Genomic DNA, 19105 nt, shown 5'->3' with positions numbered 1-19105 from the left:
AACCCATGGTCACCAGACGCAGCGTGCTCGGCGGCGCCATAGGCGCGGCCGGTGCGGGCCTGCTCACCACCGGCGGGCTGGCGCCGCTGCTCAACGCCGGGTCCGCGCAGGCCACGGAGGCGGTCACCGTCCCGGCGCCGTTCACCGTGAAGATGCCGACGCTGCCGGTGCTCTCGCCGTACAACGTGCTGGGCGGCCAGGACACGTACGCCGTCACCATCAAGGAGGTGGCGCGGGAGATCATCCCCGGGGTGCAGACGAAGGTCCTCACCTACGATGGCCACTTCCCCGGGCCGGTGCTGCGGGCCCGCAGCGGGCGGAGGGTGTCGATCCGGCACCGCAACAGCCTCACCATGCCGGTCTCGGTCCACCTGCACGGCGGCAGCGTCTCACCGGAGAACGACGGCGGCCCGATGGACACCTTCGGCCCGGGGACCTCGCGCACGTACACCTACCCCAACCAGCAGCCGGGCGCCGCGCTCTGGTTCCACGACCACGCGCACCACATGGAGTCGGAGCACGTCTTCCGCGGTCTGTCCGCCATGTACCTGCTGTCGGACGAGACCGAGCGCTCGCTGCCGCTGCCGGCAGGCCAGTACGAGGTCCCGATCGCGCTCCGCGACGCCCGCTTCGACGAGGCCGGACAGCTGGTCTACCAGATGGACGACGTCTTCGGGCGGACCACGATCCTCGCCAACGGGCGGCCGTCGCCGTACTTCGAGGTCGCGGCGCGCAAGTACCGCTTCCGGCTGCTCAACTCCTCCAACATGCGCTTCTTCCAGCTGCGCCTGTCGGACGGCGGCCAGATGATCCAGATCGGCACGGACGGCGGGCTGCTGGAGCGCCCCTTCACCACGGACACCGTCGGGCTGTCCCCGGCGGAGCGCGCGGACGTGGTCATCGACTTCTCCCGCTACCCGGTCGGCACGAAGATCGTCCTGGAGAACACCCTGGGCCCGGGGACGCCCGACCAGGTGGGCAAGGTGCTGCGCTTCGACGTCGTACGGACGGCCGCCGACCCGAGCCGGGTGCCCGACGTGCTGCGCACGCTGCCGGCGATGCGGACGGCCACGGTCCAGCGGAACATCGTCCTCAGCATGGACGAGGACGGCCGCGAGGAGCCGAGGGGCCTGATGGACGGGCAGGAATGGGACTACCAGCGCATCGACCAGACCATCGCGCACGGCACCTCGGAGATCTGGACCGTCACCAACGCGAACAAGATCATCCCGCACAACTTCCACATGCACCTGATCCAGTTCCGGGTGCTGGAGCGCAACGGCGCCCCGGTGGCTCCGGCCGAGGCCGGGCTGAAGGACACGGTCCGGCTGTTCCCCGGCGAGACGGTGAAGCTGCACGCCACCTTCGACACGTACAAGGGGACGTACGTCTACCACTGCCACCTGCTGGACCACTCGGCGATGGGGATGATGGCGAACTTCCGCGTGCGTTAGGGGACGTCCGGCGGGGCGTGCGGCAGGGCTGTCGCCCCGCTCGACGAACGCTCAAGGACGAGCCGAGGGAGCGTCGGAAGAATCCTGGGCAACAGACCATGTCCGGCCGTGTCCCCCACGGATCTCCGCATGAGTCCACGTGTACGAGTCCGGCAGCTTGAGTCCCGCTCAAGCACTGGTGGAAACCCATGGCAGGGCATTCCGGGGAATGCCACGATCGGATGTCCGTGCCGAGGGCGAGCACTACTCCCACCACCCAGATGAGGATGTCCCATGAACTCCAATCCGGCCGGTAGCGGCTACTACGCCCCGCCCCAGCAGCCCGCGCCGGCGTCCGCCGAGCGTTCCGGGCTCGCCACCTCACTGCTGATCGTCTCGACGGTCCTCATCGGCCTGATGGCGGGCCTGTTCTTCGCCTTCGACGTCTCGGTGATGCCGGGTCTGGCCGCGGGCGACGAGCACACGTACGTCACCGCCATGCAGAACTTCAACTCGAAGATCGACGGCAACGGGCTCTTCGGCATGGCGTTCATCGTCGCGCTGCTCGCGTCCGCCGCCTCCGCGGTGATCGAGTTCCGCAAGGGCCGCCGCAACGTGGCGATCTGGGTCGGGGCCGCGGCGCTGGCCTACTTCGTCGTCCTGATGATCACCTTCTCCGTGAACATCCCGCTCAACAACGAGCTCGCCGACGCGGGCGACGCGGCGAAGCTGACGGACTTCTCGATCGTCGAGAAGTTCAAGACAACCTGGGTCTCGACCAACATCCTGCGCACCCTGCTGTGCACGTTGGCCCTGACCGCCATGTCCCGCGCCCTGATCCTCTTCGGCCGGGGCACCCGCTGATCCACCGACCCCGCCGGTCCCGAGCCTCCCCCCACGCACCACGACGAAGTCCTCCGGCCCACCCGACCGGGGGACTTCGTGCGTGTGCCCGCGTCCACGTCGGCCGGCCCGGGTCAGGCGGTCTGGCCGTGCAGGTACAGGGCCCAGGCCAGGAAGCCGACGGCGGCGGTGCACAGCAGGGTGCGCCAGACGTTGGCGCGGACCCAGGGGCCCTCGAAGGCGCGCCGGACGGCGGCCGGGTCGGCGATCCGGGCCACCGGGCCGGCCTGTTCCAGGGCGTTGTTCAGCGGGATGTTCACCTTGTTGGTGACACCCATCGAGACGATGTAGCAGACCAGGGCCGCGATCAGCGGCGGCAGCACGTCACGGCCGTCGGACGGGACGTGCAGGGCCAGCGCCAAGGCGGTGAAGAGGAACGCGCCGATGTAGCCGAGGACGAACCAGCCGTTGAGGATCGCCTTGTTGATGTGCTGCATGACCTCGATGACGGTGCGGTCGTCCGTACGCTTCAGACCGGGCATCACGGAGACGGAAAAGCCGTAGAACAGGCCGCTGACCAGGCCCATGGTGAGGGTGGCGGCGATGAGCGAGGCCAGGCGCGCGGTCTCCATACGGTCTCCCCCTGGGTCATCGGTTCTTCGGGAACGGGTCATCGAATAGTCAAGGCATGGTGACTATACGGGGGTAGGCCTCGTGTGGCGCGGAGGATTCGAGTGGCCTTCCAGTGCGTCTTGAGCGGTGCTGCTCCAACTCTCCCTGCGGGAGCGGGAGTTCCCCGGAACCCGCGGGCTCGACAACTGGAAAACAAACGGGGCCGCCGGTATATTTTCGGCCGCCGGATGGACACGGGCTGTCGATGGGGGGCACCGCTGTGCAGGGGTTACGTCGCATGCAGGCGCAGGTGGTCGTGGTCGGCGGGGGGCCGGTCGGCATGCTCGTCGCCGCCGAGCTGGCCGCCTACGGGGTCGACACCGTCCTGTTCGAACCGCAGACCCGGGTATCGGACCGGCCCAAGGCGACCACGCTGCACGCCCGGGCCGTGCAGTGCCTGGCCAGGCGGGGCCACCTGCCGGAACCCGGTGCCCGGTCCGCGGCCGCGGCCGGGCCCGCCCCCTTCCACTTCGCGGGGCTGTCCGGCCTGCTCATCGCCGCCCCCCGGACCGAGCCGCGGCCGATCCTCAAGTGCCCGCAGGCGGAGCTGGAACGTCACTTCGAGGGACGGGCCCGGGCGGCGGGGGCCAGGATCCTGCGCGGGCAGCGGGTGACGGGGGTCCTTCAGGATGCGGAGGGGGCGAGCGTCACGGCGCACGGGCCGCTGGGGCCGGTGACCTGTTCCGCCGATTACGTGGTGGCGGCGGACGGGGCGCGCAGTACGGTCCGCGAGCAGGCGGGCATCGCCTCCGACGTCCGGCCGGCCACGGTCGCCTCGCTGATGGGCACGGTCACGCTCGCGGACCCGGCCGCGCTGCCGGAGGGCTGGCTGCGGACGGACCGGGGTTGGATCGTCTCCAAGCGCGATCCGCAGGGCGCGACCCACATCCGCACCCTCGACTGCGCCGGAGCCCATGGCGACCGGCACAGGGAGCCCACCCTGGAGGAGATGCGGCGGGAGGTGTCCCGGATCGCCGGACACGAGGTCGCCATGGCGGATCCGCGCTGGCTGAGCAGGTTCAGCGACGCCACCAAGCTGGCGCGGACCTTCCGGGCGGGCCGGGTCTTCCTGGCGGGGGACGCGGCGCACGTGCACTTCCCGATCGGCGGCCAGGGCCTCAGCACCGGGGTGCTGGACGCCCTCAACCTGGGCTGGAAGCTGGCGCTCGCCGTGCACGGCAGGGCGGCCGGGGAGCTGCTCGACACGTACGACGCGGAGCGCAGGCCGGCCGCCGAGCGGGTCATCGGCAACACCCGGGCCCAGCTCGCCCTGATGCGGCCGGGACCCGAACCGGACGCCCTGCGCACGGTGTTCACCGAACTGCTGGCCGCGGGCGGCGGCCAGGGGCGGCTCAGCGGCATGATCAGCGCACAGGACACTGTGCTCCCGGTGCCCGCCGACCGTGCATCGCCTGATGCGGGAACGTTTCTCTACAACGCGCCGCTGCGCACGCGTACGGGTGCGACCGATGTGATCGGACTCCTGCGGGACGGCCGCCCGCTGCTCCTGCTGCTGGGCGAGCAGGGCGCCTCCCGGGAGGCGGAGGCGCGTTCGTGGGAGGGGGCGCTGCACGTGGTGCGGGCGCTGCCCACACCCGAAGTGCCGTACGACGCGCTGCTGGTGAGACCCGACGGGTACCTGGCGTGGACGCCCGGGGGCATGGAGCTGTCGGCCGCGGTGGCGGAGTACGTCGGGCGGCCGGGTGCGGTGGGTGCGGCGGGGAGGCCGGGACCGGTGGGTCCGGCCTCCCCGGCGGTTCAGCCGACGGCGCCCGCGAGTTCCTGCTCCTCGGCCGCCTTCACGGCCTCGGCGTAGACCGTGGCACCCCGGGTCGCGGAGAGGTCCAGCGAGGCGAGGATGGAGGGCACCACCACGCTGGGCAACACGTGGCGCATCAGCGCGGAGACCCGGCTCACCAGGTCGGCGTAGTCGCAGACGGCCTGGGACATGGACTGGACGCCGGCGAAGGATCCCACGATGACGTCCGCGGTCTCGGACAGCACGACGTGGGGCAGCAGTTCGCCCTGTTCCTGTGCCTGCCGGAGGAAGTGGACGCCGACCTCGCTCCAGCGCAGGAACGGTCCGCTGCGGTCCAGGCCCTGTGCCCGCTGGTCCATCGAAAGGCGGACTCCGGCGCGCACGATGGGGTCGGTCGACAGGCGGTGCGCGTGCAGCATCACCGCGTCGACGAGCTCCTGGGCCTTGCTGGCCCGGGCGGGCGGGACGAGGCTCTGGTCCTGCTCGGCGAGCACCCCCTGCGCCAGGTCCTCCTTCGACTGGAAGTGGAAGTACAGGGCGCCCTTGGTCACCCCGGCCTCGCTGAGGATCTGCGAGATCGTCGCAGCCTGGTACCCGTGTTCCTCGAAAATCTTGGCCGCTGCCATCAGGATCGCCTGACGTGTACGGACGGCTCGGAGTTGTTCGGCCACGCCGGCTCTCCCTTCCCCGGGGACGTGAGTTCGGGTCGATAAAAAAAACCGCTCAGTTCGTATCTTACAGAAGCCAATGGTCTTCGCTCGATCCATGGGACACAAGATGTTGAATGCGGGAGGAGAGGAAGCATGATCCTCGTCACTGGTGCCACCGGGACGATCGGGCGCGAGGTCGTCCGCAGGCTCCCCGCCGACCGGCCGGTCCGCGTCATGGCCAGGCATCCTGAGCGGGTCACGGGCGCCTCGCGGCGGACTCGGACCGTGTACGGGGACTACGAGGACCCGCGCTCGCTCGCGTCGGCGCTGAGCGGGGTGGCGGCCGTCTTCCTGGTCACCAACCGGCTGGGAGAGGACGACGCCCGCGTCGTGCGGGCCGCGCGGTCGGCCGGCGTGCGCCACGTGGTGAAGCTGTCCGCCGCCGCCGTCACCGACGACGGGGCCGACGACGTGCTCTCCCGGGGCCAGCGCGCCCAGGAGGAGGAGGTGCGCGGTTCCGGCATGGAGTGGACACTGCTGCGCCCCCGCGCGTACATGTCGAACACCCTCTCCTGGGCCCCGGCCGTGCGGCAGGACGGGGTGGTCCGGGCCCTGCACCCGGAGGCGTCCGTCGCCTGTGTCGATCCGCGGGACGTGGCGGAGGTCGCGGTGCGGGCACTCACCGAGGACGGGCACGCGGGCCGGACCTACACGCTGACCGGACCCGAGGCGCTCACTGCGGTCGAGCAGACGGCCCAGATCGCCGAGTTGCTGGGCCGCCCGCTGCGCTGTGCGGAACTGGGACCGGAGCAGGCGCGCACCGCGCTGCGCCGGGTGCACCCCGAGGCCGTGGCCGACGCCCTCGTGTACCGGGCGGGGCGGCAGGTCCAGGCCGGGAAGGGGCAGGTGGGGGACACGGTCCCCGCCCTGCTCGGCCGCCCGGCCGGATCCTTCAGGGCGTGGGCGCGTGATCACCTGGGGGCGTTCGAGGCCTCGTGAGGCGCGAACACGGGGGCATGCGCAGGGGCATGAGGAGGGGCATGAGAAGGGGTACGCGCAGGGGTGTGCGCCAAGGCGTGTACAAGGGCGTGCGCGCGGTCAGCGGCCGTGCGTTCCCGCCGTCACGGTGGCGCTGAAGACGAGGGCACCGTCCTGATGCGCGGTGACCAGGACGGTCTCCTCGTCGCCCGAGGCCGAGTCGGTGATCCTGCGGGCCTCGATCATGCAGGGGGAGTTCAGCTCGGCGTAGCGCATGAACTGGCCGGCGACCGAGAGCGGGAGGTAGGAGGAGCGGCCGAGCAGGGCAGCCGTGGCCTGCCGGGCGGCCTCCAGCAGCAGCATGCCGGGGACGTGGTCCACGGCGTGCTCGAAGAGGACGGGGTGCCGGGTGTCCACGCGCAGCTGCCAGCGGTCCGGCTCGGCCGTGGGGGAGAGGACGACATCCATGGGGGACATGCGCCCCACGCTCTGCGGGGCCGCCGGGCTGGTGAGCGGGAGTTGGTGCCAGTCGTCGCCGAGGGTGTGCGCGCCCCGTATGCGGCGGTAGACCGCGGGCGGCATGCAGGAACACGAGCCGTTTCCGGTGGCGACGACGTAGCCGTCGCGCCATACGACCGACTCGAAGCGGAGCTTCGAGACGTTTCTGCCGCGCCGTTCCATCTCCGTACACGTGATCTCGATGTCGAGCGAGGCGGGCTCCCAGCCCACGCGCAGGTGCTCGGGCCGCACGGTGACGTCGAGGTCCCACATGATGAACTGGTGGTCGAGCGGGACCCCGAACTCGGCGTGGGCCAGGAGGATGCTGTACTGGCGCACCGTCTCGCACATGATGAGCGGGTCGTGGTAACCGTCCGCCACGGGGGTGAAGAAGCTGTGGGCGCGGGGCCATTGGGCGGACACGAGGAAGCGGTCCTCCGTCAGCCGCTGCCAGTCGGTGAGCATGACCTCGGCGACGGACGCCCGGTGGACGAGTTCCTTCGGAACGGTGACGGTGAGGGACGGGAACCGGAAGCCGTTCTGGAGGGTCAGGGGAGAGGTGAGGTCTCCCGCTGCGGTGTTGACCGTGGGTTCGACGCGAAACGTGCTTGCGGACATGGCTCCCCCTAGGCTGCGCTGGCGTGAAGGGCTTGTGCCTCGGTGTCTCTGGGCCAGGAAGATACAGACCAGCCGGTTTAATCTCTAGCGGTACCCGACCATCCGCTATCGGGTGAAGTGGAGGGATCTTCTCTCCGTTACCTCTTACTCCTGGTCGGGCCGGTTGTCCCCCCTTCGGCCCCAACTCCGTTCGAAAATTAAGGGATTGCTGCGGGCATAGGCCGCTCGAGCGGGGTGCGAGCCGGTCTTGAGCGCCGGTGCCGAAGGTGGCCGGACGCCCTCGGCGGGGCCGATCCCCACGGCCGAGCAGCGGTGGGCCGTGGCTCACCTCCACAGAAACCGCACAGACGGTTTGTTATAGTGTTCCGTTGAGCGGGACCGCATCCTCGCGCAGCTCCGCGGCACCTTTGCCCTGCCGCCTCTCCGTGGGCGCGCACTCTCTCGCAGTGACGGAGCAGCCCATGGTCAAGCAGGAACGCGCGGCGCGCACGCGCGACACCCTGATCCGGTCGGCGGCCGAGGTCTTCGACCGTGAGGGCTTCCCGGTCGCGTCGCTCACCGCGATCAGTTCGCTGGCCGGCGTGAGCAACGGGGCGCTGCACTTCCACTTCGCCAGCAAGGCGGCGCTGGCCGACGCGGTCGAGGGGGCGGCGCTGACCAGACTCCTGGCCGTCACCGGTGCCGAGCCGGCGCCCGGGGCGAGCCGGGTGCAGCTCCTGGTGGACGTCACCCACGGGCTGGCCGGGGCGCTGCGCGAGGACGTCGTCCTGCGGGCCGGATTCGAGCTGAGCGGAGAGGTCTCCCGCTCGCCCCGGGTCGATCTGCGCGGACGGTGGCGGCAGTGGGTCGAGGAGACCCTGGAGCGGGCCGATGCCGGGGGCGAGCTGCGTTCCGAGGTGGCCGCGGGCGACGCCGGGGGTGCCGTGGTGGCCGCGACCGTGGGTCTGGAGGTGCTCGGGGCCCGGGACGCGGAGTGGCTCTCGGCCGCGACGGTCACCCGGTTCTGGCGCCTGCTGCTGCCGACGCTGGTGACGCCGGCGCTGCTCGCCGACCTGGAGGCCGGAGGGGCCCGCACCCGCTAGACAGTACGGCGCAGCCGGTTTGTTTTCGCAGCCTATGGGCCCGTTCTGGAGTGTCCCTGGAGTCTCCCTGTATGGGTCGTCGACCTTCGATTTTCCCAGATATTTGCAGGTCAGGAGCGTGTTTGGGTCGACAATGGATGGGTGATGAACCCAAAACAGCGCGGTCGGTTTTGTATTGACAAACCGTGGGTCCTGTTTTTAACTGGGATCGGCTCATCCAAGGACAGGGGAGTACGGCGTGGACATCGAAGTTCTGGGCACACTGGCCGTGCGGGAGCAGGGGATCTCCGTCACGCCGACCGCCCCCAAGCCGCGACAGGTACTGGCGATACTGGCGCTCCATGCCGACCAGGTGGTCCCGGTGTCGGCACTGATCGAGGAACTGTGGGCCGGCACCCCGCCGCGCAGCGCACGCACCACGCTCCAGACCTACGTACTGCAGTTAAGGACGCTCATCGCGGCGGCCCTGGAGCAGGGCGCGCCCGTCGGGGGCGACGGCGAGTGCGAGGGCCGGCGGCGCACGGCCAAGGACGTGCTCGTCACGCTGCCCGGCGGTTACCTGCTGGACAGCGGCGGCGGCCTCAGCGACATACGCGAGTTCGAACGGCTCTCCGGCATGGGCTACCGGGCCATGGACGCCGGCGACTTCCCCGGCGCGGCCCGCAAGCTGCGCGAGGCCCTGGCCCTGTGGTCCGGCCCCGCCTTCGCCGACGTACAGGGCGGGATCCAGCTGGACATGGAGACCCGGCGGCTGGAGGAGACCCGGCTCTGCGCCCTCGACCAGCGCATCGAGGCGGACCTGCGACTCGGTCGCCACCGCGAGCTGCTGGCCGAACTGACCGTGCTCGTCAGCCAGTACCGCACGCACGAGAACCTGCACGGCCAGTTCATGCTCGCCCTGCACCGCTCGGGCCGCCGCGGCGAGGCCCTCGACGTCTACCAGCGGCTGCGCGCGACGCTCGTACGGGAGCTGGGCCTCGAACCCTCCACCTCGCTGCGCCGGCTGCAGCGCTCGATCCTCATGGCCGGCCCCGACGGCCTGTCAGAGGTGCCGGAGGCGGGTGGCGGACGACTGGTACGCGTGGGCTGACATGGCCGCACGCGTGAGGGCGACACCTCAGACGACCGATCGCACGACGGACCGCACAGCGGATCGGACGGCGGACCGGACGGCAGCCCGTACGACCTCCCAGACGACGACCCGTACGACGGCCCGGACCGCGGTTCGCGCCGCGGCACGGCCCCGGAGCAGGAGCGCGGGCCGGGGCGGCACGGCCGTGCAGGAGCGCTCGGAGCGGACCCGGCGCAAGCTCGTGCACGCCGGGGCCGAATGGTTCCACCGCCACGGCTACGCGAACGCGACGCTCAGCGGGATCGCCGCCTCGGCCGGCGTGACCAAGGGGGCCCTGTACTTCCACTTCGCCTCCAAGGACGAACTCGCCGTGGCCGTCCAGGAGCGGGGCCGCGCGCTGCTCGACGAATCCCTGCGGGCGCTCGGCGCATCCGGGCTCTCGCCGCTCCAGTCGCTGGTCGACGCGACGCACTGGCTGGCCCGCGCCCTGCTCGACGAGCCGGCCGTGCCCGCCAGTTTCCGGATCACCAAGGAGTGTGCGGACACCCTGCCGGCCCTCACCGACTTCCACCGCGTCTGGGTCGCGGCGGCCTGCGGGCTGCTGCGCCAGGCCCGGGACGCGGGCGAACTGCGCGAGGGGTGCTCCTGGGAGAGCGCCGAATCGCTCGTCGCCGCGACCGTGTGCGGGATCGAGGTGATGGCGGGCACCGGAATGCCCGGCGCCGAGCTCCAGCGCAGGGTGGCCGCGCTGTGGACGCTGCTGCTGCCCGGCCTCGTACCCGAGGGCGCGGCGGACGGCTTCCGTACGGAGGCGCCGAGGGCCGCGTACGCACACGGATTCTCGGGCAGCGCCGGCTGACCCGCACCGGCGCCGGTTTGGAGGAGTCACCGATGACGTACGACCGTTCTTCCGCTCCGCCACGCGCCGCCGATGTGCTGCCCGACGTCATCGGGGTGCTCGGCGACGTGCTGAAGGTGGACCCGCAGAAGATCGACCCCGAGCAGACCTTCCAGTTCCTCGGCCTCGGCTCGCTGCTGATCGCGGAGTTCGTCGCCGTGGTCAACGCCCGTCACGGGACCGCCCTGTGCCCGAGCGACCTCTACGACCACCCCACCCCGGCGGCCTTCGCCCGGGAGGTGGTGCGGGCGGCCGAGCCGGTGGCGCCGGCGGTCCTCCCGGTCGGTCCCGGCGTTCCGGCGGCCGTGCCGATTCCGGTGGTTCCGCCTGTTCCGTCTGCGCCGCCGGTTCCGCCGGTTCCGCCTGTTCCTCCGGTTCCGGGAGTCCCGGTGGTGCCGGGCATGGAGATCGTCGACGTACTGCGCGAGCAGCTCACCGCGATCCTGTGCTGCGACAGCTGGGACGTGGACGCGGACACCCCGTTCCCGCGGCTGGGGGTGGACTCGCTCCTCGGCGCGGAGTTCGTCTCCGTCGTCAACCGTGTCTTCGGGCTGAGCGAGCGGGCCCTGGTGTTGCACGAGTACCAGACGCTGGACGCACTCGCGGCGTACGTGGGCCGGCAGACCGGGATCCGGACCGCCCCGCCGGCCGTCCGCGAGCTCGAACTGCTGCTGGACGCCTTGCAGGACGGGCGGCTCAGCGTCGCCGAGGCGCTCCTGCTGCTGCCGCGCCGAGCCCAGGTCTGACGGGAGACGGGCCGGGATGGACGAGCGGGAGATTCTCACCCGGTTCAAGGACGGGACCCTCGACCGGAGACAGGCGGTCGCCCTGCTGGCGCCCGCCGTCGGCACGGTCGGCACCGTTAACGGCGTTAACGCCGTTAACGCCCTCGGCGGCGCAGACGGCATGATCGTGACGGCCGCCGCGCCGGTCGCGCCCGTCATGCCGTACGAGCCCGCGGGACGGGAACTGCCCCTGCGGGCGGCCCCCGTGGCCGTCGTGGGGATGGCCGGCCGCTATCCGGGGGCCCCCGACCTGGCGGCGTTCTGGCAGCTGCTGTGCGACGGCCGGGACACGACCGCGGCGCCGCCGCCCGGCCGGCCCGGCGGCGAACCGGGCCACTACCTGGAGCGGGTCGGGGAGTTCGACGCGGAGTTCTTCGGGCTCGACCCGAAGGAGGCCGCGCTGACCGACCCCCGGGAGCGGTTGCTGCTGGAGACCGCCTGGGAGGCCTTCGAGGACGGCGGCTGCACCGGCAGCCGGCTCGACGCACTGCGCGCCCCGGACGGAACGCCCCGCAACGTGGGGGTGTTCGTCGGCGCCGGAGCGGGAGACTGGCCGCTGCTCGCCGCCGAGGCGGGCACGGCCTCGCGCGGCGGCCAGTGGGACATCGCCAACGGGGTGTCCCGGGTGCTCGGCCTGACCGGCCCCAGCCAGTGCGTGGACACCGCCGAGGCCTCCGTGCCGACGGCCCTGCACCTCGCGCTCGCGGCCCTGGAACGCGGGGAGTGCACGGCCGCCCTGGTCGGGGGCGTCCACCTGCTGCTGCACCCCTGGAGCCGACGGCCGGGCGCCGGCGAGGCGGTGGGGGCGCTGCTGCTGAAGCCGCTGGACCGGGCCCTCGCGGACGGCGACACCGTGCACGCCGTCGTCCGCGGCAGCGCGGCGGCCCACGCCCGGGGCGGCGCGGCACTCGCGGCGGCCCTGGAACGGGCCGGGGCCGACGGGCAGGAACCGGGCCTGCGCGAGACCGCGCCGTGCGCGCGGCCCTCCGTCGGGGAAGGCGGACCGGCCACCGGACTGGCACTGCTCACCCGGGCCGTCCTCCAGCTGCGCCACGGCGTCCTGCTCCCCGCGCCGGGCCGGGAAGCCGCCGAACCCTGGGGCCGGCCCGACCCGGCGGACCCCGCGGTACCCCGCCGGGTGGTCGCGGGCCTGCGCGGCGCGGGGGGAGTGGACGCCCAGGCGGTGCTGGAGGAGTACACGGCCCCGGCGGCCCCGGCGCCGCCGGCCCGGGAACGTTCGGCCGCGCATGCGGAACTCGTACTGGTGTCGGGTCCGACTCCGGAGCACGCGCGGGCCACGGCACGGCGGCTCGGGGAGTGGCTGCGGGCGGGCCACGAGCCGCCGGGCCACGAGATGCCCGGACGCGCGGTGCCCGGCCACGAGGCGCCGGGCCACGAGATGCCCGGCCACGAGATGCCCGGCCACGAGATGCCCGGACGCGAGATGCCCGGACGCGAAGTGCCCGGACGCGCGGTGCCCGGCCACGAGGTGCCCGGCCTCGCGGCGGTGGCCCGCGGGCTGCGGACCGGGCGCGCGGCCATGGACTGCCGGCTCGCCTTCGTCGTCCACGGAGTGGAGGAACTCGTACGGCTCCTGGCGGAGGCGGAAGCGCCGTGCGCCGACCTGCGCGGCGGGCGTCGGGACCCGATGCGCCTCGGCGAGGCCCCCGAGAGCGCCGACTACCTCGCCGCCCTGTGGCGCGGCCGCCGGCTCGGGCAGCTGCGGGACCTCTGGCTGGCCGGGGTGGACGTGGACTGGGCCGCGCTGGAGGCGGCTCCGGGTGCCTCGGCGGTGTCGGTCCCGATCCCGCCGTCCGCCCTGCTGCGCACCGCGCTGTGGCTGCCGGCGCGGTGAGCGCCGTCCGGTGAGCATCAGCCTCTGGTTCTGCCCCGACGCGGACCTCGCCCCTGCGGTCTCGGCGACCCTGGCCGCGCACTGGCTCGACGAGCAGGAACGGGAGACCGCCTCCCGCTTCCTCTTCGAACGGGACCGGCGCCAGTACCTCGTGGCGCACACCCTGCTGCGCCGGGTGCTGGCCATGGAGACCGGGATCCCCGAGGCGGAGGCCGTCCTGAGGCGCTCCCCGTACGGCAGGCCCCACCTCCAACCGCCGCCGGGGGGACTCCCGCGCGGGGGCGCCGCACTGGACTTCAACCTCGCCCGCACGCCCGGCCACACCCTCGTCGGCGTGGCCCGCGGCCACCGCATCGGGGTGGACGTGGAGCACCTCGGCCGGGGAGCGGCGGCCCTGGACAGCATCGTCGAGGGCTTCCCGCGGGCGGAACGCGACTGGATCGGCGCGGCGCCCGGGGGGCGTGCGCGCACCCGCCGCGCCATGCGGCTGTGGACGCTGCGGCAGGCGTACGCGAAGGCGTGCGCGAAGGCGTGCGCGCAGGGCGCCGGACCGGACCCGGCCGAGCCCCCGTCCACGTACACCTTCACGCGCGCCGACGAGCGCGGAACCTTCGCCTTCACCGTGGACGGGCAGGGGCAAGGCGCCAAGGACCGGTGGTGCTTCCTGGAGTTCGAGCCGGTGCCGGAGATGCTCGCCGCAGTCGCCGTACGGATCGAACGGCCGGCGGGCGGACCGCCGGCCGTGCACCTGAGGCAGGGGTTCCCGTGGGCACGGCCCACGCCCCGGGTCCTGCGCCTGACCTGACCCCCGCCCACCCGGCATGAGCTGACCCGATCTGACCTGACCCGTATGACTCGGGTGACTGGAAACAGCCCCTCGTTCCAGAGGCGTTCAAGCGTCGTTCGAACGGCTCGTGGCAATGCGGAAACGGGGTTCCGGGCCTTCCGCATACGGCCTCATTCAGCGGCAACTCCCCTATCGCGTAAGGGAATTGGAAGCGCGCTCGACGGCTGCTCAAGCTTCCGGAGGTTATTCGCGGAGTCCCGCTACCGTGCACGGGTCAAGGCTGGAAATCGAGGGGAACTCGACGAAAGTGACGGAGGAGACCATGCAGATTCAGGTTCTGGGTCCCTTGAGCGCCGAGGTCAACGGGGGCTCGATTGTTCCGACCGCCCGCAAGCCGCGACAGATCCTCGCACTGCTCGCGCTCTACCCCGGCCGGGTCATGCCCGTACCGACACTCATGGAAGAGATATGGGGGACGCAGCTGCCGCACAGCGCGCTCACCACCCTCCAGACCTACATACTCCAGCTGCGCCGGCGCCTCGGCACCGCCATGGGACCGGGCGCCCCGGGCAACGCCAAAGAGGTGCTCGCCACCCGCCACGGCGGCTACCTCCTGCAGATCGCGCCCGAGTCCGTCGACGTCCACGAGTACGAGCAGCTGGTGACGCGCGGCCAGAGCGCCTTCGAACAGGGGGAGGACGAGACCGCGGCCGCCCTGCTGCGCCAGGCCCTCGGCCTGTGGAACGGCAACGCCCTGGTCGACGTACGCGTCGGGCCGATCCTGGAGATCGAGGTCATGCGCCTGGAGGAGAGCCGGCTCGTCACCACCGAGCGGCGCATCGACGCCGACCTGCGCCTCGGCCGGCACACCGAACTCCTCGCCGAACTCAAGGAGCTGATCGCCCGCCACCCGCAGCACGAGGGACTGCACTCGCAGGCGATGGTGGCCTTCTACCGCTCGGGCCGCCAGGCCACGGGCCTCGACATCTACCGCAGAATGCGGGCCCGGCTGATCGAGGACCTCGGGGTGGAGCCCTCGCCGCAGCTGCAGCGGCTGCACCATGCGATGCTCGCGGTCGACCCGGCGCTCGACGTGGTCGCCGGACCCCGGGGAGGGTCGACCTTCAACCTGTACGCGGCCTGAGCGGACCGATCCGGCACGGGAAGGGCACGAGGATGGGCGTACGGGTGTGGTGCTTCGCGCACGCGGGGGCCGGGGTCTCGGCCTTCCACCACTGGCCGAGGCTGCTCGGGCCGGGCGTGGAGCCCGACGCGTGGCCGCTGCCCGGGCGGGACCGGCGGCGCCGCGAGGCACGGGTGACCGACCGGGCCGCGCTCCTGGAGGACCTCGCGCCGCTCGTCGCATCGCTCGCGCGCGCCGAGGAACCGTACGTGCTGTACGGGCACAGCCTCGGCGGGATCGTCGCCCACACCCTCACCCGGCACCTGCACGAGCGCGGACTGCCGCTGCCGGCCCTGCTGGCCCTCGGCGCCGTGCCCCCGCCCGACGGGCCCGCCGCGCTCGCGGCCTCCGCGGACCTGCCCGACGCCGCACTGCTGCGGCTGCTCGACACCTTCGACGCGCTACCGGGCGGCCTCGAACCCGGAGACATCTGGCACCGCATGGTCTTCCCCGTCCTGCGCGACGACCTCCGGCTCGCCGGAGCACTGCGCACCGCCGCCCGGGAGTCCGCCGATCCCCTCCCCGTACCGGTCCTGGCGGTCTCGGGCCGCGAGGATCCGCTGGTCACACCCGACGTGGTGGCGGGCTGGGCCCGCTGGACCACGGGCCCGTTCGTCCACCGCACGGTGCCCGGCGGGCACTTCTTCGTACGCGACCGGGTCCTGCCGCGGCTGATCGGGCGGGCCGCGCGGGTCGTGGCGCGGGTGACGGGGCCCGCGTCCGCAGTGGCGAGGGGCCGGTGAGGCGGGCCGTCGTCACCGGCCTGGGAATCGTGGCCCCGGGCGGCACCGGGGTGCGGGGCTACTGGGACCTGCTCACCGCCGGGCGCACCGCCACGGGGGCGCTGACCCGCTTCGACCCCTCCGGGTTCCGCTCACGGGTCGCCGCGGAGGCCGAGTTCGACGAACTGGCCCGCGGGCTCAGCCTGACCGAGGCGCTGCGGCTCGACCGCGTGGCGCAGTTCGCGGTGGCGGGCGCACGGGAGGCGCTGGCCGACAGCGGGCTCGCCGACTGGGGCCTCGCCGGCGGCGGCCTCGCCGGCGTCGCGGATCCGACGCGCCGAGCGGTGTCGCTGGGCAGCGCGCTCGGCTGCGCGAGTTCCCTGGACCGGGAGTTCGCCACCACCGCGACGACCGCCGCTACGGCCTTCGGCCACGCGCGTGCGGCGGAGCGGCTGTACGACTACTTCGTACCCTCCTCGATGGCTGCCGAAGTGGCCCGCGCGGTCGGCGCACAGGGCCCGGTGTCCCTGCTCTCCACCGGCTGCACCTCCGGCCTCGACGCCCTCGGCCACGCCCTCGACCTGATCCGCGAGGGCATCGCCGACGTGGTGGTCGCCGGGGCGAGCGAGGCGCCGATCTCCCCGATGACGCTGGCCTCCTTCGACGCCGTACGCATCGCCTCGCACCACCGCAACGACGATCCGGCGTGCGCCGCCCGGCCCTTCGACCGCACCCGCGACGGGTTCGTCCTGGGCGAGGGCGCGGCCCTCCTCGTCGTGGAGGAACTCGAACACGCGCGACGACGCGGGGCCCGCGTGTACGGCGAGATCGCCGGGTTCGGCTCGCGCAGCAGTGCCTTCCACATGACCGCGCTGCGCACCGGCGGGGCCGACCTCGCGGAAGCCGTCCGGGCCGCCCTCGACGAGGCCCGCCTGGACCCGGGCGCCGTCGACCACGTGGCCGCGCACGGCTCGGGCACCCGCACCGGCGACGTGCACGAGACCGTCGCCCTCAAACGCGCCCTCGGCGCCCACGCCCACCGCGTGCCGGTCAGCGCGGTCGCCTCGATGATCGGCTACTCGCTGGGCGCGCTCGGCGCCCTCGCCGTGGCCGCCTGCCTGCTGGCCGTCCGGCACGGCGTGGTCCCGCCGACCGCGAACCTGCACGACCCCGACCCGGTCTGCGACCTCGACTACACCCCGGTCACCGCTCGCGAACAGCGCGTCGGGGCGGCTTTGACGGTGGGCAGCGGCTTCGGCGGCACGCACAGCGCGCTGGTCGTGACGCGGGTCTGAGACCCGCGGACGCCCTGGCTTGGGGCTCATCGGTGCGGAGCAACGGGGACGAGCGGGGTGATTCAGCCCTCGTGGTCGTCGCCGTACAAGCGTTGGTCGAGGTCCTGGCTGAGGCGATCGACCAGGCCGTGGGCCTGGACGGCGTACCCGCCGGTGATCACCAGGGGATAGGGCGCGCCGATGTCGATCACCGCTGCCAATAGTCGGCGGTGCAGGTCGGTGAGCTTCACGCGGCCGCGGACCCAGCCGAAGTCAGTTCGGGGAAGGCGTTCTCCCAGACCGTGCGTACATGTCGGCTGACCAGCTTGCGCAGGACGGGCCACTGGGCGAGGAGGAGGTCACGGTTGAGGAGCCGCACGAGGTCTTCGTGCTGCCCCTCGGCCAGGACCGTGCGGTACATGCCCATGCGCAGACGCGGCCGGTCCAGGTCATAGGTGCGCAGCCCGGACCAGGCGACGTGCAGCGGCAGCTCGACCGGTCCGTGCCCGGGTCCCGCGAGGTCGTCGAGGGAGGCGGGGAGTCTGCTCGCGTACCGGGCACTCAGCACCTCGGCCGCCGACGAGCGGGGACTGGTGGGGGAGAGCGTGGCCATGAATCCGATTATTCGGTGTCCCGCCCGTCCCTGGTACCGCAGACGCGCCACACCGCACCGCACCGGTGGCTATACCGGGTGTCGTGCCGAAGCCGCGTGCCTGGCCCCCGTCAGCCGTTGTGAGCACCAGCCACAGAAAGTCAGCCCCGACGATGCCCGCCATGCGGGACCCGGCAGCAATGTGGGCATCAGCCAGCCCCGGTACCAGCCACGCTACTTGGTTGTTCGCCCTCCCGCGCCGACGCGGTGGGCACCGGTGATTGCCGGGCAGGGCTGGAACCCGGGGACGAGGCGGCCCGCAGTTGCACTGTTCCTGATGACGCACATAGAGGGCGCAGCCCCCGCAGCGCCCTGACCTGCTGAAATCGAAGGAGTATTGGCATCGCCAGATGCCAATATTGGCATCCTAGGATGCCAATACCTGGCGTGTGTGGTCATGTCGTCAGCGGTAAGAGAAGGAACCGTGAGGTTCGTTCAGTTACCACTGACGACATGACGCCTGCGGTAATGTTCGAAGGGTTCGCATCGCACGGCTCGGGGGGTCCAAAGTTGTCAAGGAATCCGCGCAGTAGCCGCAGGGAGCTGGTCAACAGGCAGACCGGTGAACTGCACGAGCTGTGGGAAGACGATTCTTCGCGCCGCTCGTACAGCCTCGGCGGCAGGTTTGGGCAGTTCTCCTTTGCCCGGGTCATGGCCATGCTGAGCAAGGACTCCGGTCTGACCGGTGACGACTTGCGAGTGTTCTTCTACTGCGCGATCCAGACCTACGAGCAAGGCGGGGCCACTGCGATCGAGACCGCCGCGTACCTTGGGCTGACGCCGCAGGGAACGAGGAGGATCGCGAAGAAGCTCGCGGAGAACAAGATCTTCCTCGTCGCCGAGACCGTGGGTCGCACGATCAGATACCGGGCCAGTCCCCACATCGTGTCCAGCCTCACGGGCGAAGAGCAATCGGAGGTTGCTGCCGCTTACCACCTGCCCACTCTCCCGGGAAGACCGGACACCGCACCGAAGGACGAACGCCATGTCACGCCAAAGCCCGTACCCCGAGCTCGAAGCTCTGCGTCTGCGGATAAGCGGCCTGTCACACCTCAAGCAGAACGTGCTGATGACGTATGCGATCTTCGGCGGGATGGACCACTCCGTGGAAAGGACGGCCGCCGAGCTGGCTGAGATCGTCGGCGTTCCGGCCTCGCACTTCTCTCGGAGCCGGCGCGAGCTGGAGGCAGAGGGGTGGATCGAATTCACCCACAAGCAGGGCCAGGTGAAGTTCTTCCGCCTGGGAGCCAAGGCAACCGGCCGACGCGTGGTCGTTCCCCTGCGGCGAGCGACCGGCTGACGCAGGGGCGGTGCCGTGCCGCGCAACGGAGCGAAGCCGGGTCG

19 protein-coding genes are annotated in these 19105 nt (G+C 72.0%); 14 read left to right on the top strand and 5 right to left on the bottom strand.

Annotated features, from left to right (window positions below; translation table 11 throughout):
* The first annotated feature begins 5 nt into the window (after positions 1–5).
* Both ACIQ5Y_RS32020 and ACIQ5Y_RS32015 read left to right on the top strand, forming a co-directional pair.
* Positions 6–1454, top strand: a complete 1449-nt coding sequence (locus tag ACIQ5Y_RS32020) for a multicopper oxidase family protein (protein WP_403888342.1) — start codon at positions 6–8, stop codon at positions 1452–1454.
* 273 nt (positions 1455–1727) lie between these two features.
* On the top strand, positions 1728–2297 hold the full coding sequence (locus ACIQ5Y_RS32015; RefSeq protein WP_403888339.1) for a DUF1772 domain-containing protein: 570 nt from the start codon (positions 1728–1730) through the stop codon (positions 2295–2297).
* 113 nt (positions 2298–2410) lie between these two features.
* Here ACIQ5Y_RS32015 and ACIQ5Y_RS32010 read toward each other — a convergent pair whose 3' ends face one another.
* Positions 2411–2908, bottom strand: coding sequence for a DUF1772 domain-containing protein (locus tag ACIQ5Y_RS32010; protein ID WP_403888336.1), 498 nt, complete (start codon positions 2906–2908; stop codon positions 2411–2413).
* Between the two features lie 278 nt (positions 2909–3186).
* Here ACIQ5Y_RS32010 and ACIQ5Y_RS32005 point away from each other — a divergent pair, with 278 nt between their 5' ends.
* On the top strand, positions 3187–4764 hold the full coding sequence (locus ACIQ5Y_RS32005; protein WP_403888333.1) for an FAD-dependent monooxygenase: 1578 nt from the start codon (positions 3187–3189) through the stop codon (positions 4762–4764).
* Here the strand turns inward: ACIQ5Y_RS32005 and ACIQ5Y_RS32000 are convergent.
* Positions 4707–5378 (bottom strand): ScbR family autoregulator-binding transcription factor, encoded by a 672-nt coding sequence (locus tag ACIQ5Y_RS32000; protein WP_403888330.1) that lies wholly within the window; start codon positions 5376–5378, stop codon positions 4707–4709. The genes ACIQ5Y_RS32005 and ACIQ5Y_RS32000 overlap by 58 nt on opposite strands.
* A 132-nt stretch (positions 5379–5510) precedes the next feature.
* On the opposite strand from ACIQ5Y_RS32000, the gene ACIQ5Y_RS31995 reads away from it, so the two are divergent.
* The gene (locus ACIQ5Y_RS31995) at positions 5511–6356 is read left to right on the top strand and encodes an NAD(P)H-binding protein (protein ID WP_403888327.1); all 846 of its coding nucleotides are present in this window, start codon (positions 5511–5513) and stop codon (positions 6354–6356) included.
* 99 nt (positions 6357–6455) lie between these two features.
* Here ACIQ5Y_RS31995 and ACIQ5Y_RS31990 read toward each other — a convergent pair whose 3' ends face one another.
* The gene (locus ACIQ5Y_RS31990; protein WP_403888324.1) at positions 6456–7451 is read right to left on the bottom strand and encodes a ScbA/BarX family gamma-butyrolactone biosynthesis protein; all 996 of its coding nucleotides are present in this window, start codon (positions 7449–7451) and stop codon (positions 6456–6458) included.
* A gap of 446 nt (positions 7452–7897) precedes the next feature.
* Between ACIQ5Y_RS31990 and ACIQ5Y_RS31985 the strand changes: the two genes are divergently transcribed.
* The 9 genes from ACIQ5Y_RS31985 (at position 7898) to ACIQ5Y_RS31945 (ending at position 17130) form a co-directional block, all read left to right on the top strand.
* Positions 7898–8533, top strand: coding sequence for a ScbR family autoregulator-binding transcription factor (locus tag ACIQ5Y_RS31985; protein ID WP_403888321.1), 636 nt, complete (start codon positions 7898–7900; stop codon positions 8531–8533).
* A gap of 238 nt (positions 8534–8771) precedes the next feature.
* Positions 8772–9623: a BTAD domain-containing putative transcriptional regulator gene (locus ACIQ5Y_RS31980; RefSeq protein ID WP_403888318.1), complete on the top strand. Its 852-nt coding sequence runs from the start codon at positions 8772–8774 to the stop codon at positions 9621–9623.
* A gap of 187 nt (positions 9624–9810) precedes the next feature.
* Positions 9811–10464: a ScbR family autoregulator-binding transcription factor gene (locus ACIQ5Y_RS31975; protein WP_403888316.1), complete on the top strand. Its 654-nt coding sequence runs from the start codon at positions 9811–9813 to the stop codon at positions 10462–10464.
* Positions 10465–10496: 32 nt separating this feature from the next.
* Positions 10497–11249, top strand: coding sequence for a phosphopantetheine-binding protein (locus ACIQ5Y_RS31970; protein ID WP_403888313.1), 753 nt, complete (start codon positions 10497–10499; stop codon positions 11247–11249).
* A gap of 16 nt (positions 11250–11265) precedes the next feature.
* The gene (locus tag ACIQ5Y_RS31965; RefSeq protein WP_403888311.1) at positions 11266–13143 is read left to right on the top strand and encodes a beta-ketoacyl synthase N-terminal-like domain-containing protein; all 1878 of its coding nucleotides are present in this window, start codon (positions 11266–11268) and stop codon (positions 13141–13143) included.
* Positions 13144–13153: 10 nt separating this feature from the next.
* Complete coding sequence (locus ACIQ5Y_RS31960) at positions 13154–13948, top strand: 4'-phosphopantetheinyl transferase family protein (protein WP_403888308.1); 795 nt, start codon at positions 13154–13156, stop codon at positions 13946–13948.
* A 304-nt stretch (positions 13949–14252) separates the two neighbouring features.
* The gene (locus tag ACIQ5Y_RS31955) at positions 14253–15074 is read left to right on the top strand and encodes a BTAD domain-containing putative transcriptional regulator (RefSeq protein ID WP_403888305.1); all 822 of its coding nucleotides are present in this window, start codon (positions 14253–14255) and stop codon (positions 15072–15074) included.
* Between the two features lie 32 nt (positions 15075–15106).
* Positions 15107–15856, top strand: coding sequence for a thioesterase II family protein (locus ACIQ5Y_RS31950; protein WP_403888302.1), 750 nt, complete (start codon positions 15107–15109; stop codon positions 15854–15856).
* Positions 15853–17130 (top strand): beta-ketoacyl-[acyl-carrier-protein] synthase family protein, encoded by a 1278-nt coding sequence (locus ACIQ5Y_RS31945; RefSeq protein WP_403888300.1) that lies wholly within the window; start codon positions 15853–15855, stop codon positions 17128–17130. Before ACIQ5Y_RS31950 ends, ACIQ5Y_RS31945 begins: the two co-directional genes overlap by 4 nt.
* Before the next feature lie 62 nt (positions 17131–17192).
* On the opposite strand, the gene ACIQ5Y_RS31940 is transcribed toward ACIQ5Y_RS31945, so the two are convergent.
* Entirely contained in the window at positions 17193–17360 is a 168-nt protein-coding gene (locus tag ACIQ5Y_RS31940) for a hypothetical protein (protein ID WP_403888480.1), read from the bottom strand.
* On the bottom strand, positions 17357–17722 hold the full coding sequence (locus ACIQ5Y_RS31935) for a hypothetical protein (RefSeq protein ID WP_403888297.1): 366 nt from the start codon (positions 17720–17722) through the stop codon (positions 17357–17359). Before ACIQ5Y_RS31935 ends, ACIQ5Y_RS31940 begins: the two co-directional genes overlap by 4 nt.
* Before the next feature lie 1024 nt (positions 17723–18746).
* On the opposite strand from ACIQ5Y_RS31935, the gene ACIQ5Y_RS31930 reads away from it, so the two are divergent.
* Complete coding sequence (locus tag ACIQ5Y_RS31930; protein ID WP_403888295.1) at positions 18747–19061, top strand: hypothetical protein; 315 nt, start codon at positions 18747–18749, stop codon at positions 19059–19061.
* The last annotated feature ends 44 nt before the right edge of the window (positions 19062–19105 follow it).

Source organism: Streptomyces sp. NPDC096339 (assembly GCF_044762985.1).
Taxonomy (GTDB): Bacteria; Actinomycetota; Actinomycetes; order Streptomycetales; family Streptomycetaceae; genus Streptomyces.
This window is presented reverse-complemented; position numbering and strand designations above follow the sequence as displayed.